Source organism: Pseudomonas leptonychotis, from assembly GCF_004920405.1.
Taxonomy (GTDB): domain Bacteria; phylum Pseudomonadota; class Gammaproteobacteria; order Pseudomonadales; family Pseudomonadaceae; genus Aquipseudomonas; species Aquipseudomonas leptonychotis.
Genome location: NZ_RFLV01000001.1, coordinates 1,561,789 through 1,577,108 on the forward strand (window position 1 = coordinate 1,561,789; position 15,320 = coordinate 1,577,108).

Consider the following 15,320-nt stretch of genomic DNA (forward strand, 5'->3'; position numbering starts at 1 on the left):
ACGCCGCATCAAAGCCATGACTCGGTTATGATCGACGCACGACGGGTTGTAGTGGTTTTGTAGTTATACTACATGGCCGCCGCCCCCGCACTGCTAAACCGAGTCGGAGTTCCCACCTTGAGCATTCCCTGCGACATGCTGGTGTTTGGCGGCACCGGCGATCTGGCCCTACATAAACTGCTGCCAGCGCTCTACCACCTGCATCGCGCCGGTCGTCTGCATGGCGATACGCGGATTCTTGCCCTGGCCCGCAGCGCCCATAGCCGCAGCGCCTTCCAAGCCCTCACCGAACGCCACTGCCGGGCCCAGGTGGCCCGCAGCGATTTTGACAACGGCACTTGGGCCAGCTTCGCCGCACGCCTCGATTACTTCGCCATGGATGCCAGCCAAAGCGCCGACTTCGGCCGCCTCAGCAAGCGTTTGGGCGATGACCCTGAGCGGGTGCGTATCTACTACCTGGCCACCGCGCCGGACCTGTTTGAAGACATCGCCTCGCACCTTAAAGTCGCCAACTTGGCCGGTTCCAAAGCGCGCATCGTGCTGGAAAAACCGATTGGCCACTCGCTCGAATCAGCCCAGGCGATCAATGCCGCCATCGGCGCGGTGTTCGACGAGTCGCGGGTGTTCCGTATCGATCACTACCTGGGCAAGGAAACCGTACAGAACCTGATGGCGCTGCGCTTTGCCAACGCGCTGTTCGAGCCCGTGTGGCGCGCCGGGCATATCGATCACGTGCAGATCAGCGTGTGCGAAACCCTTGGCGTGGAAAACCGCGGCGCCTACTACGAAAAAGCCGGCGCCATGCGCGACATGATCCAGAACCACTTGCTGCAGTTGCTCTGCCTGGTGGCGATGGAAGCGCCGGTGCGCTTCGACGCCGAATCGGTGCGCAACGAAAAAGTGAAAATTCTCGAAGCGCTCAAGCCGATCTCCGGGCTCGACGTGCAAGACAAGACCGTACGCGGGCAGTACGCCGCTGGCAAAATCGGCGGCCAGGAAGTGCCGGCCTATTACTTCGAAAAGAACGTCGACAACGACAGCGACACCGAAACTTTTGTCGCCGTGCAGGCGGAAATCGATAACTGGCGCTGGGCCGGCGTACCGTTCTACCTACGCACCGGCAAACGTCTGGGGCATAAAACCTCGGAAATCCTGATTCAGTTCAAGCCCGTACCGCACCAACTGTTTGGCGGTGGCGAAGCCAATCGCCTGCTGATTCGCTTGCAACCGGAAGAGCGCATCAGCCTGCAATTAATGGGCAAAAGCCCCGGCAAGGGCATGCACCTGCAACCGGTGGAACTCGACCTCAACCTGGCTAATGCCTTCCACAAACAACGCCGCTGGGACGCTTATGAGCGCCTGCTGCTGGATGTTATCGAAGGCGACTCGACTCTGTTTATGCGCCGCGATGAAGTGGAGGCGGCCTGGAGTTGGGTCGACCCGATCATCAAAGGCTGGCACCAGCACTACCAGAGCCCGCGCCCCTACCCGGCCGGCAGCGATGGCCCGGAACAGGCCAGCAACCTGCTCGAACGCCACGAACGGCAGTGGATGGAATAGCGGCCGCGATCTAGGCCCACTGCTGCTCAAAAACCTGCAGCACGGCTTCCGGCAGCTGCTTGCGCAAACCATCGCCACTGATCAACAGCAGCAGTGGCAACAGCCTGCGCAGGGTCGCCGGTTGCAACCCCGCACAAACATCCGCCTGCCGCGCCAGCGACAAGCCCCCCAGCACCTGAGCGGCCACCGGCAGGTTGCGATCCAGCACTGCCGCCTCGGTAAGCTTGCACAGGTAGCCGGTGGAAAAACTGCGCAGGCTCTCGCTGATCAGCGGCATGTCGACGATATGCCGGGCAATCTGCAGTACATGGTCGACATCATTGATGCCATAAATCAGCACCTTGATCTGCTTGGCCGACAGGCACTCGGCATACAGCGCGGCCGTGGCAAACGCACCATCGACGCAGAGCTGGCGCGCCACCTCCAGGTGCAGGCTGTCTGGCAGGCCCAGGTAGGTGTCGAGAATTAACCGTGGGTCGAGGTGCGTGGTTACTGCCGCCGCAAACTCGATGGGCATGGCCATGATCAGCTCTCGCAACTGCCCAGGCGGCATATGCGGCGCCAGCAGCGCGGCTTTCTCCGCCCCCAGTTGCTGCACCAGCCCCAGCTTGACGCTCAACGGGGCCATTGCCTGTGACGCCAACAACAGACGCAGGCCGACACTCAGGCTCGCGGGTTTGCGCATACGCACCTCTTACTCAATCCGGACAGGCCCGCAGGATTACCCGCGCAAAGCACAAAGGCAGCCATCTTTGCTCCGGTTGAGCGCCTGCCGGGCAAGCAACACAAGGCGCAGGCAGGAATCGAGAGCCTCCAACAGGGACAACGGCCGTTAAACCGGCGACTTATGCCACGCGTGATACCGGCCGAGCAGCGCGCCAGAAATACAGCAGCACGATGGGCAGTGCCAGCAAGCCCATTACACCGGCACTGATAAACAGATTGGCAAAGCCCAGCTGCTCAGCCAGCCAACCGCTGGTAGCCCCCACCAGCCCGGCCAGCAGCAGCTGCACACTGGCCTGCAGGGTAAAGTCCGCGCCCTCATGCTCGGGCCGGCACTGGCGCATCATCACCGCGAACAGCGCCACCGTGGACATGCCATCGGCGGTCTGCTCAAACAACGCGACCAGATAGACCAAACCAATGCTGCCGCCGGCATTCACCAGTACGGCCATGGCGGCGATCCCACAGGCCTGCAACAGACCGAACAGCAACAGCGCGCGCAGCGCGCCGATGCGCGCATACAGCAGGCCGCCGAGAAACGCGCCGGCAATTCCGGCCAGGCTGCTGATCAAGGTCAATTGGCCCAGCTCGGCATTGCTCCAGCCCTGGTCCACCAGCATCGGCTTGATCATCGGTGAGCCCAGCGCATCACCCAGCTTGAAGCTCAGCAGCACCGCCAACCAGAACAGCATGCCGGGTTGCAGCAACAAACCACGGTAATGCCGCAGCAACAGCCCCGGCCCGGCAGGCTCGGCCTGTGCCGGCTGAAACGGCAGCTCGCGCCGCTCGTTAAAGCGCCAGATCGGCAGCGTCATCAACACCAGCAACACCGCCACCAACGCCAGGCTCAGGTGCCAGCCGAAGGTATCCATCGCCAATAGCAAACCACTGCCGCTGACCAGCATGCCGATCTTGTACCCGCCGACTTGCAGGCTATTGCCCAGCCCGCGCCAGCGCTCCGGCAACAGGCGTACGGCCAAGCCATCGGTGGCAATATCTTGGGTCGAGGCCGCCAGGTTGATCAGCAGCAAACCGATCAGCAGCAGAAATTGGCTGTCGAATAGCCGCTCGGGATCCATCAGCGCCAAGCTCGCAATCACCGCAATAACGCCCATCTGCAACGGCAAGATCCAGCCCCGGTGATGCCCCAGCCGTGGCGATGCCAGGCGGTCCACCCACGGCGCCCAGAGCACCTTGAGCAGCCAGGGCAGCGCCAGCAACTTTAATAGGCCGATCAGCGCCAGATCGACGCCATGCTGGCGCAGCAATACCGGCAGCGAATGCGCCATCAGCCCCGAGGGCAAACCTTGAGCGCAGTACAGCGAAGCCAGCAGGATCAGCGTGGCATTGGCCGGGCGAGCAGCGGGGGCGGCAGAAGTGGGCTGCATCTAAGGCATCCTGCGAGTCAGCAAAAGCGCGACAGTAGCGGGCAGGTGGGCGCCAGACAAGCCGCTCGCCAGCCGCCGCCTAAAACTTGTCGCCCTGCTCGCGCAGCAGTTGGGCGAACTGCTCAGCCGGCACGGGCTTGCTGATCAGGTAACCCTGAATTTCGTCGCAGCGCTGGCTCTTGAGAAAGTCCATCTGCGCCTGGGTTTCCACACCCTCGGCCACCACCTTGAGTTCCAGGCTGTGGGCCATGGCAATGATCGCGCGGGTGATGGCGGCGTCCTCGCTGCCGGGGGTGAGGTCGCGGATAAAGGTCTGGTCGATCTTCACGTAGTCGACGGGGAAGCGCTTGAGGTAGCTGAGCGAGGAATAGCCGGTGCCAAAGTCATCAATCGCCAGCTTAATCCCCAGCTCGCGCAGCTGACGGAAGGTACTGATGACGCTTTCCACGTTATCGAGCAGCTGACTTTCGGTCAGTTCCAATTCAAGAAACTGTGGTGCCAATCCCGTTTCATCGAGCACCTGGCGTACCAGGCTAAGCAGGTTGCCCTGGCGCAACTGATGCACCGAGAGGTTTACCGACACGCGAATTTGCGCCAGACCTTGCGCTTGCCAGGCATACGCTTGCTTACACGCCTGACGCAGGACAAATTCGCCAATCGCGCCGATCAACCCGGTTTCTTCGGCCAGGCCGATAAAGTCGCTCGGCGGCACCAGGCCCAGCTCGGGATGACGCCAGCGCACCAGCGCTTCGGCAGCATTGAGGCTGTCGTCGGCCAGGCATAACTTGGGCTGGTAGAACACCTCCAGCTGGCCTTCCTGGATGCCTTTGCGCAGCTGGTTTTCCAGTTGCAGGCGCTCCAGGGTGCAGGCCTGCAGGTTATCAGTGAAAAACTGGAAGGTATTACCGCCCAGGTGCTTGGCATGTTGCATGGCCATGTTGGCCTGGCTGACCAGCGCAGAAATTTCCCGCGCATTGTCCGGCAGCAAGCTGATGCCCACCGAGGCGCTGACGACCAGTTCATGCCCGCCCAAGGTCATCGGCATGCGCAGTTTGCTGAGCAAACGGCTGGCCAAGCGCGCCAGGCTGGAAAGACTGCCGTAAGAGTCGATGAGAATGGCGAACTCGTCACCCGACAACCGCGCCAAGGTATCCGCTTCCGGTACCGTTTGGGTCAGGCGGCGGCTGACCTGGCGCAGCAACTGATCCGCCACTTCATGGCCGAGGCTGTCGTTGAGCAGCTTGAAGCGGTCCAGATCGACATGCAGCAACGCGATACTACGGCCGCTCTGGCGTGCCCGCTGGCTGGCTTCGTGTAACCGCTCCTTGAACAGACTGCGATTGGCCAGGCCGGTCAGCTCGTCATAGTGCGAGAGGTAGCGCAAACGCTCTTCCGCCTCACGCCGCGAGGACAAATCGGCGAAAAACCCGACAATGTGGCTAACGTTATCCCGCGAATCGCGCACCACATTGAGCTGCAGCCACTGTGGATAGAGCTCACCGTTCTTGCGCGTTTCAATCAATTCGCCACGCCAGCTGCCGCTGTGCTCCAGCTCCAGGCGGATCATCTGGTACTGCCGGCGGCTGTCACCACTGTTGATCAGGCTGATCACGCTTTTGCCGACCACTTCATCCTGGCGATAGCCGGTGACGTCACTGAAGGCTTGGTTGACCGATAACAGACGGTAGTCCGGATCAAGAATCACGATGCCTTCACTGGCGGCCTCAAACACTGTGGCGGCCAGTTGTTGCTGTTGCTCCTGAACCTTGCGCGCGCTGATGTCGCGGCGGGTGCCGAGCATGCGCATGACCCGGCCTTCTGCGTCGCGTTCAACCGCACGGCCACGGTCTTCGATCCACACCCAGTGGCCGTTGGCGTGTTTGATACGGTATTCGACCTGGTAGTCCTCGCTGCGCCCTTTCATGTGCTCGACCAGCGCGCGACGCAGCACCGACAGATCATCCGGGTGCAGGCGCGGCTTGAGGTCGCGCAGCATGACCTTTACCTCATCCGGCTCCAGACCAAATATTTCCTTGAGCCGCGAGTGGTGCACTTCATCGCTCTGCAGGTCCCAGTCCCACAGGCCCAGCTCGCTGGCCTCAATGGCCAGGGTCAGGCGTGCACGGCTCTTAGTCAGGGCATAGGTGGTTTCATCCAGCTCCAGGGTGCGCTCGGCCACACGCATTTCCAGCTCACCATGGGCGCTGCGCAGCTCGCGCTCGGCGCGGCGGCGTTGTTCTACTTCATGCGCCAACTCGCCGTTGAGACCTTCGGCCTGCTGTTTGGCGTGCTCCAGATTACTGATCAGCGCCTGATTGTGAAAACGCTGCAGCAGGCTGCGCTGCACCAGCCGGTTGACTTGCCAGGCCACCACCAGCAGGGACAACAGCAAAATGCTGCCAAGCAGGCCCCAGCCGCGCTGTACGGGATTATCACTGAGCAGCAGGTAACCCACCGAGGGCAGCAGGCAGGGCAAGGCGAAGGTCAGGAAGGCGCTGAAACTGATGGCATAAGCCACGCTGGCAGAAAGAATCGCTGCGCCAATCAAGCCATAGATCAGCGCCTGCAGATAAAACACATCCGCCGGCACCAGAGCGATGACGGCAAACGCCAAGGTCAACCCGGAAGCCCCAGCACCGAGCAGAAATAGACGGCGCCAATGGCGTTCGGCCTGTCGGCTAGGCAAGGCTTTGTTAAAGGCCCGCACCTGCACCAGGCGCAATACGGCGAGGATCACCAGCCAGATCGACCAGCCGATCAACAACAACGGCGACAGCAGGCCCCACAACAGGAAGGCACACACCACCCCGCTGAGCAGCATAAACAGGGTCGGCACCTGCGAGCCCTGGTAGAGCATGCGGGTGCGTTCGGCAGCTATATCAGTCGCAAACAGCTGAGCCACTTCCCGAGAGGACGTTGGCGTAGGGCCACTTGCGGGCGCAAATAAAGTCGATGCGGTCATAGGCGATTTTCTTGTAATGATTGCCTAAACGTCGGCGCAGCATACGCGAGCTAGACGCATCGCCCAAGCAGGACGTGCGCCAATTCACACCATCGAGAACAAACCTTCGACCAGTGCAGTCAGCACCTACCTGTGCCCGTCGAGCTGACTTGCCGGTCGTCTATTACGCACCCTGGCCCGCGTTCGAATCGGCTCCCGTTTGCCCTGCCTGACGCAGCCCCCTAGAATGCCGCGATGCAAAATGACCCCGAACTCCTGATTGCCTCTCTTAATGATGCCCAACGCCAGGCTGTAGCCGCGCGCGTGGGCCGCCAACTGGTGCTGGCCGGTGCTGGCTCCGGTAAAACCCGCGTGCTGGTGCACCGTATCGCCTGGTTGATCCAGATCGAGAACGCTTCGCCACACAGCATCTTATCGGTGACCTTCACCAACAAGGCCGCTGCCGAAATGCGCCACCGCATCGAGCAGATGCTCGGCGTGAGCCCAGCCGGCATGTGGGTCGGCACCTTCCACGGTTTGGCCCATCGCCTGCTGCGTGCGCACTGGCAGGAAGCCGGGCTGGCGGAAAACTTTCAGATTCTTGATTCCGATGACCAGCAGCGCATCGTCAAGCGGGTGATCCGCGAGCTGGGCTTGGATGAGCAGCGCTGGCCGCCCAAGCAGGCGCAGTGGTTTATCAACGGGCAAAAAGACGAAGGCCTGCGACCGAAGAATATTCAGCCCGGCGGCGACCTGTTCCTCGCCACCATGCTGAAAATCTATGAGGGCTACGAAGCCGCCTGCGCGCGCGCCGGAGTGATCGACTTTTCCGAGCTGCTGCTGCGTGCGCTCGATTTGTGGCGCGACAAGCCGGGCCTGCTGGAGCATTACCAGCGGCGCTTCCGCCATGTGCTGGTCGACGAATTCCAAGACACCAACGCCGTGCAGTACGCCTGGCTGCGCCTGCTCGCCAAGGGCGGTGACAGCATGATGGTGGTCGGGGACGACGATCAGTCGATCTATGGCTGGCGCGGGGCGAAAATCGAGAATATCCAGCAGTTTTCCACTGACTTTGCCGATGCCGAGATGATCCGCCTGGAGCAGAACTACCGCTCCACGGCCGGCATCCTTAAAGCCGCTAACGCGCTGATCGCCAATAACCAGGGGCGTCTCGGTAAAGAGTTGTGGACCGAAGACGACGACGGCGAGCCGATCAACCTGTACTCGGCCTTCAATGAACACGACGAAGCGCGCTATGTGGTCGAGACGATTGAAGATGCCCTGCGCAAGGACGGCCTCAAGCGCAGCGAAATCGCCATTCTCTACCGCTCCAACGCCCAGTCGCGGGTACTTGAAGAGGCCCTGCTGCGCGAAAAAGTGCCCTACCGCATCTATGGCGGCCAGCGCTTCTTCGAACGCGCCGAAATCAAGAACGCCATGGCCTACCTGCGCCTGCTCGACGGCCGCGGCAACGACGCGGCGCTGGAGCGGGTGATCAACGTGCCGGCGCGTGGCATTGGCGAGAAGAGCATCGAGGCGATCCGCGAATACGCCCGTGCCCATGAGGTGTCGATGTGGGGCGCCATCAACCTGATGGTCGCTGCCAAAACGCTGCCGGCTCGCGCCTCGGGTGCCCTGGCCGGGTTTATCGAGTTGATCAACAACCTGTCGGCCAAAGCGCAGGACATGTCTCTGCACCTGATGACCCAGACGGTGATCGAGCAGAGCGGCCTGATCGCTTATCACAAGGCCGAGAAAGGCGAAAAAGCCCAGGCGCGCATCGAAAACCTGGAAGAGCTGGTCAGCGCCGCGCGCACCTTCGACAACAACGAAGACGACGAGCTGAGCCCGCTGCAAGCCTTCTTAAGCCACGCCTCGCTGGAAGCCGGCGACACCCAAGCGGCAGAAAATGAAGACAGCATCCAGCTGATGACCCTGCACAGCGCCAAGGGCCTGGAGTTTCCCCAGGTGTTTCTGGTGGGCATGGAAGAAGGTCTGTTCCCGCACAAGATGAGCCTGGAAGAACCCGGCCGCCTTGAGGAGGAACGCCGCCTGGCTTACGTCGGTATCACCCGCGCCATGAGCAAGCTGGTCATCACCTACGCCGAAACCCGGCGCCTGTATGGCACCGAGACCTACAACAAGGTGTCGCGTTTCGTCCGCGAAATTCCGCCGCAACTGATTCAGGAAGTGCGCCTGTCCAACAGCGTCAGCCGGCCGTTCGGCGCAGTGAGTCGCAACGTGGGCGGCGCCAGCAACGACAGTCACCTGTTCGCCGGCAGCGCCGTGCCGGACACCGGTTTTAACCTCGGCCAGCGCGTGCAACATTCACTGTTTGGCGAAGGCACCATCCTCAACTTCGAAGGCAGCGGTGCGCAGGCGCGGGTGCAGGTGAATTTCGAGAGTGAAGGCAGCAAGTGGCTGATGCTGAGTTACGCCAAGCTGCAAGCGCTGTAAAAGCCGTCCCTGTAGGGTGGATGACGCTGCACCCATCCGCCAACTGCGAGGGTGGATGAAAAAAGCGTGATCCACCCGACCCCTGTGATCGACCGTTTTTTCAAATAATAAGGAAGCCCTAATGATCCGTCGCCCTCTGCTGCTTGCCAGCGTCCTGCTCGCCGCCCTCGGCCTGAGCGCTTGCAAGGAAGAACCTGCCGCCACGCCTGCCGCAGAGTCGCCTGCCGCAGAAAGCTTCCAGTGGAAAATGGTCACCGCCTGGCCGAAAAACTACCCCGGTCTGGGCACCGCCGCCGAGCGTCTCGCCGAGCGGGTCAAGACCATGAGCAACGGCCGCCTGACGATCAAAGTCTATGCCGGTGGCGAGCTGGTGCCGCCATTGGAAGTGTTCGATGCAGTGTCACGCGGCACCGCGGAGCTGGGTCATGGCGCGGCGTATTACTGGAAGGGCAAGGTGCCGGCCGCACAATTTTTCACCGCCGTACCCTTTGGTCTATCGACCAGCGAGATGAATGCCTGGCTGAGCAAGGGCGGCGGCCAAGCCCTGTGGGACGAAGCCTATGCACCCTTTGGTGTAAAGCCATTGGCAGTGGGCAATACCGGCATGCAGATGGGCGGTTGGTACAACAAGGAAATCAACTCGCTGGATGACCTCAAAGGCTTAAAAATCCGCATGCCAGGCCTGGGCGGCGAAGTGCTGAGCAAACTTGGCGCCACCACCGTTAACCTGCCGGGCGGTGAAGTGTTCACGGCCCTGCAAACCAACGCCATCGATGCCACTGACTGGGTCAGCCCTTACAACGACCTGGCCTTCGGCCTGCACAAGGCGGCTAAGTTCTACTACTACCCCGGCTGGCAGGAGCCGCAGGCGGTACTCGAACTGCTGATCAACCAGAAGGCGCTCGACAGCCTGCCGGCCGACCTGCAGGCGATCCTTACTGAAGCCACCCGCGCCGCTAACCAAGACATGCTCGACGATTACGTCTACCACAACGCCATGGCGCTCGATCAGTTGAAGCAGGAAGGCACCCTACTCAAGCGCTTCCCCGATGACGTGCTGGACGCCATGCGCCGCGAAAGCACCGTGGTACTGGGTGAGCTGGCCGCACAGAGCGAGCTGAATGGTCGCATCTGGGCCTCGATGCAAGCGTTCCAAGCCCAGGTCAGCCAGATGCACCAGCTGTCGGAGAAAGAACTCTACAACTGGCGCTAAACCCCAGCCGTAGGATGGGTTGAGAGCAGCGATACCCATCACCACAGATGGCCTGATCCAACCCCCGGCGCGATACGGCCGGCCACAGGTAAAAGCCGGAAACATTCTAGGTCTAGCCAGTCACAGCCTCGCCGGGCAAGATGCCGCGCGTAGATCCAATCATCAAGAGACAGCTAACTATGCAGCGTTTTCTCAGTGTCGCCCTGGCCATGTGCCTTAGCCTGGGTCTTACCATGAGCTTCGAAGCCGAGGCCAAGCGTCTGGGCGGCGGTAAATCTTTCGGCTCCGCACCGAGCCATCAGGCGCGTCAGGCGCCCACCCAGCAATCCGCGGCACCGGCTACAGCCGGTCGCCAGCCCGCTGCAGCTAGCGGTGCCTCACGCTGGTTAGGCCCATTGGCTGGCTTGGCCGCCGGTGGCCTGCTGGCCTCGATGTTTATGGGTGACGGCTTTGAAGGCCTGCAGATCATGGACATGCTGATTTTCGGCCTGATCGCCTTCCTGCTGTTCCGTTTCCTCGCCGCCCGTCGCCAGCAAGCCAACCCGGCTACAGCTAACGGCGCACCGATGCAGCGTGAAGCAGCGAGCCCAGCAGCCCCAATCTTTGGCGGCAGCAGCGCTGCAGCCATCAAGCCCGTGATCAACGCGCCGGCCTGGTTCAACGAGCAGAGCTTTATCAGCGCCGGTCGTGAGCACTTCCTCAGCTTGCAACAGCACTGGGATGCCAACGAGATGAGCCAGATCGCCGAGTTCGTCACCCCGCAGCTGCTTGAGTTCCTCAGCCGCGAGCGGGCCGACCTGGGTGATGGCTTCCAGTCCACCTACGTTGACAACCTCGATGTGCAATTGGATGGCGTCGATGATCTCAGCGACAAAGCCGTCGCGACCCTGACCTTCACCGGTGTGGCCAAAACCTCGCGGTTTGACCAGGGTGAAGTGTTCAGCGAAAGCTGGCGCATGGAGCGTGCGGCCGGTGACAACCAGCCATGGCTGGTTGCCGGTATCCGCCAGAACGGCTAATACCTGTTGTAATAAAAAGCCCGGGCTTGCCCGGGTTTTTTGTGCCCATCATTCAGCCAACTGATGCGCTAGCGCCCGATACACTCAAGGAGCAAGCTGCATCCTTCATAGAAGACCCACCACGAGGACTGAACAATGATCGGATACACAACAGTCGGCACCACTGACATGGAAAAAGCCAAGGCCTTTTACACCCCTTTGCTCGCCGAAATGGGCGCCAAGATTGTGATGGATATGGGCCGTATCGCCTTTTATGGCGTCGCCAAAGGCCAGCCGATGTTTGCCATATGCCTACCCTATGACAAGCAAGCACCCACTCCCGGTAACGGCAACATGCTGGCCTTGGCCGCCGGCTCCCGCGAAGGGGTAGATAAACTCTACGCCAAAGCTATCGAGCTGGGCGCAAGCGACGAAGGCGCACCCGGCGAACGCATACCGGGCTTTTATGGCGGCTACTTCCGCGATCTGGATGGCAACAAGTTGGCCTTTTACCATATGGGCTAATGCATCAGCCCGGATCAACCGCAGTACCCGGTGGCTTGGCTACCGGGGTAGGCTGCTGGGCCTTGTCTTTCCAGGCCTGAATTTCCTCACTGCGCTGACGGCTGTTGAGCTGGGCGCGATCAATCGCCTCCTCATAATGCGCCAGCCAGCTACGTGAGCCCGGCAGCATATTGGCCAGGTCGCGCATCCCCACCTTCAGCCCTTGCATGACCTGTTGATAATCGCGCTCTTGAGCCTGCAACACCTTGCTCACCTCGGCGAGACTGTCGGGGTTTTCTGCGCGGTCGAACATGCCCGTGAGCTGCGACGCTTGCTGACTGACCAGCAGTTCTTCCTGGTTGTTCAACGCGGTCTGTTGCACCGCCAGCTGCCGCTCAAGCTTTAGCAGCTGTTTTTCCAGCGCTTGAATACGCGGCCCATCGTCAGTGCTGAATGTGCTGTAGATATTCAGCCCGATCGATACCAGCATCAGGCTACCCAGCACCCCGGCCAGCGCTAGGATAAACAAGCGGTTGCGCTTACCTGCGGTCGTCAGCAATTGCAGCCGCTCTTCCTCGCTGATGGCACCACCTTCGGTCTCTTGCGTTTGGCTTTTCATGACCCAACCATTCTATGACGCTCATAAATTGACGCACTGTTCATCTGCACAATAGCACTGTGCCAGCTTTTTGCTTAGACCCGTCTAGGGTATAAGACGCTCCCGTATACCCCGTAATAAATGAGGCAGACACCGTGGAAGAAGTCATCGAACAGTTGCGCGAACTCAACGAGCCGGTGCCCGTCCCGCTGGAGTTGCCGGAAGAAGAAACCCTGGTAGAGATTCAGGAACAGATCCTCATTCACCTGCCCTTCGCTCTGCGCGAGTACCTGCTGCAGGTCAGCGATGTGGTTTACGGCCGCCTGGAGCCCGTCACTGCCAGCGATCCGCAATCACACACCTACCTGCCAGAAGTGGCCGCCACCGCCTGGTCCCTGGGCGTGCCGCGCGAATTCGTGCCGCTGTGCGAAGACCACGGTAACTACTACGTAGTGGAAGAAGACGGCACCGTGCTGCTGTGGGAAGCCGAAACCACCGAAATCAACGAAGACGAAAGCTGGGAATCGGTCTGGCACTGGGTGCGCGACGTGTGGCTGGAAAGCTAAGCCGCCGCACCCACCCTTAAGCGGCTAAGGCCGCTTAAGGGTTTGTTCGAGATCCAGCAGGTTCAGCAAAAATCGCGCGAAATAACTCAGGTCCTGCTCCATCGCCTGCCGCGCCGCCTTGGCGTCACCGGCTTCGATGGCGGCAAAGGCTTCTTCGTGAAAGTCATTCAAGCGCAGCGACAAATCGGCTTCCGTGAACAGTCGATTGAAGAACGGCCCAACCTGCAGCCACAACGATTCGATGCTGCGCAGCAACACGGGGTTGCCGCACGCGCTATACAGCTGCAGGTGGAACTGGCTGTTGGCATCAAGATAGGCCTGTACGTCACGCCGCTCGATGGCCTCGTCCATGCGCACTACGCAACCGCGCAGCTCCGCTAGATCGGCGGTCGTCAGCCTGGGCGTGGCCAGCTCCACAGCCAAACCTTCCAGCCCCAGGCGTACCTGGAAAATATTCTGATACCGCTCTCGGGTCATCGGCGGTACACGCACCGAGCGCTGCGGCTCGCCTTCCAGCGCGCCCTCGGCGACCAAGCGCTGCAAAGCGGCGCGCACCGGCATCGGGCTGGTGCCCCAGGCAGCGGCAAGATCACGAATTTTCAAGCGCTCACCCGGCTGGAAACGTCCGGCCAGCAGGTCGTTGCGTATTTTTTGGTAGAGCTGTTCCTGCAGGTTATCAGCCATACGCTCAGTATCCCTGCGGCGGCGCGGGAAGCTGGCGGCAGGTCAAACTACAGTTACGCATAAAAAAGGGCCTCATCAGTTAGGAGCGTGCGCAGTGTAACGCGCGTCTAAATTTGTGTCCTCGCGGACGGCTCATGACATTTATGTGATCACAAATACAGTAAATCAGCACTAAAATCCTGAATTAACTCCGCCTATTTACCAAAATGTGATCACAAACTAATATGAGCCACGATTTTGAGTGAGGTGTTCAACATGACTGCCAGTGGTATCAGCCCATCCGCCGTAGAAGCCTTCGCCAGCCGCGAGCGCGAGCGTTTTATCGCGCGCAATCCGAAATCCGTGGCCCTGGCCGAGCGGGCGCGCCACTCGTTGTATGGCGGTGTGCCGATGCACTGGATGGCCGACTGGTCGACGCCCTGCCCATTATTCGTCGAGCGCGCCAAAGGGGCGCGCTTCTATGACGTCGATGGCCATGAGTACATCGACTTCTGCCTGGGCGACACCGGCAGCATGTTCGGCCACTCACCGGACCCAATCGCCAAGGCCATTGCCGAACAAGGCAACAACGGCTTGACCACCATGCTCCCGGGTGAAGACGCGGTAGTCTGCGGCGAGCTGCTGGCCGCGCGCTTCGGCCTACCGTTCTGGCAAGTCACGGCCACCGCCACCGACTCCAACCGCTACGTGCTGCGTTGGGCCCGCGCGATTACCCAGCGCAATACCCTGTTGGTGTTCGACGGCTGCTACCACGGCACCGTGGATGATGTGATGGTGCGCTGCATCGATGGCGAAACCGTGCCGCGCAGCGGGTTGATCGGCCAGGCCTATGACCTGACTCAGCACAGCCGCTCGATCCCGTTCAACGATGTCGCGGCGCTGGAAGCTGCACTCGCCCAGGGTGATGTCTGCGCCCTGCTCTGCGAGCCGGCGATGACCAATATCGGCATGGTCCTGCCGGAGCCGGGCTTTATGCAGCAATGCCGCGAGCTGACCCATAAATACGGCGCGTTGCTGATCATCGACGAGACCCACACCATTTCCACCGATATCGGTGGCTGCACGAAACTGTGGGACCTTGATCCGGATTTCTTCGTGGTCGGCAAACCGATTGCCGGCGGCGTGCCGTGCGGCATTTTCGGCTGCAGTGCGGCGATGGCCGAGGCCATGACCGCCGCACGTCAACGCGCCAGCGAAGGCAGCCACGGTCATGGCCACAGCGGCATGGGCACCACGCTTTCCGCCAACGCCCTGGCCATGCACTGCATGCGCGCCAACCTGGAACAGGTGATGACCGAGGCCGCCTACGCGCACATGCTGCCATTGGCCAAACGCCTGGCCGATGGCTTCCGCAGCCTGATCGGTAAGCATGACCTCAAATGGTCGGTGACCGAGCTGGGCGCACGCAGCGAATTCCAGTTCTGCCCACAGTCGCCGAAGACCGGGGCCGAGGCCGAAGCGGCGTTCCACGACGAACTGCAGATGGCCCTGCACCTGTACCTGATCAACCGCGACATCCTGATCACCCCGTTCCACAACATGACCCTGTGCTGCCCGAGCACTACAGCGGACGATGTGGACAAGTTGATCGATATGCTCGACCAGGCCTTGACCGAGCTGCTGGCCATTCCCGACGCGCGCGAGTAACTCATCGTTGAACCTCGACCGCACCTGTGGGAGGGGCTTCA

Annotated in this window: 12 protein-coding genes; 7 read left to right on the forward strand and 5 right to left on the reverse strand. The window is 61.0% G+C overall.

Annotated elements, in window-relative coordinates:
* Window positions 1–72 precede the first annotated feature (72 nt).
* Window positions 73–1,560, forward strand: a complete 1,488-nt coding sequence (gene zwf / locus D8779_RS07040; protein WP_167492535.1) for a glucose-6-phosphate dehydrogenase — start codon at window positions 73–75, stop codon at window positions 1,558–1,560.
* Window positions 1,561–1,570: 10 nt separating this feature from the next.
* Here zwf and D8779_RS07045 read toward each other — a convergent pair whose 3' ends face one another.
* From D8779_RS07045 to D8779_RS07055, 3 genes are all read right to left on the reverse strand, one after another.
* On the reverse strand, window positions 1,571–2,245 hold the full coding sequence (locus tag D8779_RS07045) for a hypothetical protein (RefSeq protein WP_136663713.1): 675 nt from the start codon (window positions 2,243–2,245) through the stop codon (window positions 1,571–1,573).
* A 160-nt stretch (window positions 2,246–2,405) separates the two neighbouring features.
* Window positions 2,406–3,671 (reverse strand): MFS transporter, encoded by a 1,266-nt coding sequence (locus D8779_RS07050; protein WP_136663714.1) that lies wholly within the window; start codon window positions 3,669–3,671, stop codon window positions 2,406–2,408.
* Window positions 3,672–3,750: 79 nt separating this feature from the next.
* Window positions 3,751–6,633: a putative bifunctional diguanylate cyclase/phosphodiesterase gene (locus D8779_RS07055; RefSeq protein WP_136663715.1), complete on the reverse strand. Its 2,883-nt coding sequence runs from the start codon at window positions 6,631–6,633 to the stop codon at window positions 3,751–3,753.
* 234 nt (window positions 6,634–6,867) lie between these two features.
* Here D8779_RS07055 and uvrD point away from each other — a divergent pair, with 234 nt between their 5' ends.
* From uvrD to D8779_RS07075, 4 genes are all read left to right on the forward strand, one after another.
* Window positions 6,868–9,069, forward strand: coding sequence for a DNA helicase II (gene uvrD / locus D8779_RS07060; protein WP_136663716.1), 2,202 nt, complete (start codon window positions 6,868–6,870; stop codon window positions 9,067–9,069).
* A 121-nt stretch (window positions 9,070–9,190) separates the two neighbouring features.
* A complete protein-coding gene (locus D8779_RS07065) occupies window positions 9,191–10,282 on the forward strand; it encodes a TRAP transporter substrate-binding protein (protein ID WP_136663717.1) in 1,092 nt (363 codons plus the stop codon).
* Between the two features lie 179 nt (window positions 10,283–10,461).
* Complete coding sequence (locus D8779_RS07070) at window positions 10,462–11,301, forward strand: Tim44 domain-containing protein (RefSeq protein WP_136663718.1); 840 nt, start codon at window positions 10,462–10,464, stop codon at window positions 11,299–11,301.
* A gap of 135 nt (window positions 11,302–11,436) precedes the next feature.
* Window positions 11,437–11,805, forward strand: coding sequence for a VOC family protein (locus D8779_RS07075; RefSeq protein ID WP_136663719.1), 369 nt, complete (start codon window positions 11,437–11,439; stop codon window positions 11,803–11,805).
* Window positions 11,806–11,809: 4 nt separating this feature from the next.
* Here the strand turns inward: D8779_RS07075 and D8779_RS07080 are convergent, their stop codons facing one another.
* Window positions 11,810–12,403 (reverse strand): hypothetical protein, encoded by a 594-nt coding sequence (locus tag D8779_RS07080; RefSeq protein WP_136663720.1) that lies wholly within the window; start codon window positions 12,401–12,403, stop codon window positions 11,810–11,812.
* Window positions 12,404–12,537: 134 nt separating this feature from the next.
* Here D8779_RS07080 and D8779_RS07085 point away from each other — a divergent pair, with 134 nt between their 5' ends.
* Window positions 12,538–12,948, forward strand: coding sequence for an SMI1/KNR4 family protein (locus D8779_RS07085; RefSeq protein ID WP_136663721.1), 411 nt, complete (start codon window positions 12,538–12,540; stop codon window positions 12,946–12,948).
* 24 nt (window positions 12,949–12,972) lie between these two features.
* On the opposite strand, the gene D8779_RS07090 is transcribed toward D8779_RS07085, so the two are convergent.
* Window positions 12,973–13,632: a GntR family transcriptional regulator gene (locus D8779_RS07090; RefSeq protein ID WP_136663722.1), complete on the reverse strand. Its 660-nt coding sequence runs from the start codon at window positions 13,630–13,632 to the stop codon at window positions 12,973–12,975.
* 255 nt (window positions 13,633–13,887) lie between these two features.
* Between D8779_RS07090 and D8779_RS07095 the strand changes: the two genes are divergently transcribed.
* Window positions 13,888–15,279: an aspartate aminotransferase family protein gene (locus D8779_RS07095; RefSeq protein ID WP_136663723.1), complete on the forward strand. Its 1,392-nt coding sequence runs from the start codon at window positions 13,888–13,890 to the stop codon at window positions 15,277–15,279.
* Window positions 15,280–15,320: the final 41 nt, after the last annotated feature.

What these genes read in the sequence shown, in the direction of transcription:
- D8779_RS07075 (WP_136663719.1), top strand. Translation starts at nt 11,437, where the DNA reads ATGATCGGATACACAACAGTCGGCACCACTGACATGGAAAAAGCCAAG.
- uvrD (WP_136663716.1), top strand. Translation starts at nt 6,868, where the DNA reads ATGCAAAATGACCCCGAACTCCTGATTGCCTCTCTTAATGATGCCCAA.
- D8779_RS07055 (WP_136663715.1), bottom strand. Translation starts at nt 6,633, where the DNA reads ATGACCGCATCGACTTTATTTGCGCCCGCAAGTGGCCCTACGCCAACG.
- D8779_RS07065 (WP_136663717.1), top strand. Translation starts at nt 9,191, where the DNA reads ATGATCCGTCGCCCTCTGCTGCTTGCCAGCGTCCTGCTCGCCGCCCTC.
- D8779_RS07080 (WP_136663720.1), bottom strand. Translation starts at nt 12,403, where the DNA reads ATGAAAAGCCAAACGCAAGAGACCGAAGGTGGTGCCATCAGCGAGGAA.
- D8779_RS07070 (WP_136663718.1), top strand. Translation starts at nt 10,462, where the DNA reads ATGCAGCGTTTTCTCAGTGTCGCCCTGGCCATGTGCCTTAGCCTGGGT.
- zwf (WP_167492535.1), top strand. Translation starts at nt 73, where the DNA reads ATGGCCGCCGCCCCCGCACTGCTAAACCGAGTCGGAGTTCCCACCTTG.
- D8779_RS07095 (WP_136663723.1), top strand. Translation starts at nt 13,888, where the DNA reads ATGACTGCCAGTGGTATCAGCCCATCCGCCGTAGAAGCCTTCGCCAGC.
- D8779_RS07090 (WP_136663722.1), bottom strand. Translation starts at nt 13,632, where the DNA reads ATGGCTGATAACCTGCAGGAACAGCTCTACCAAAAAATACGCAACGAC.
- D8779_RS07050 (WP_136663714.1), bottom strand. Translation starts at nt 3,671, where the DNA reads ATGCAGCCCACTTCTGCCGCCCCCGCTGCTCGCCCGGCCAATGCCACG.
- D8779_RS07045 (WP_136663713.1), bottom strand. Translation starts at nt 2,245, where the DNA reads ATGCGCAAACCCGCGAGCCTGAGTGTCGGCCTGCGTCTGTTGTTGGCG.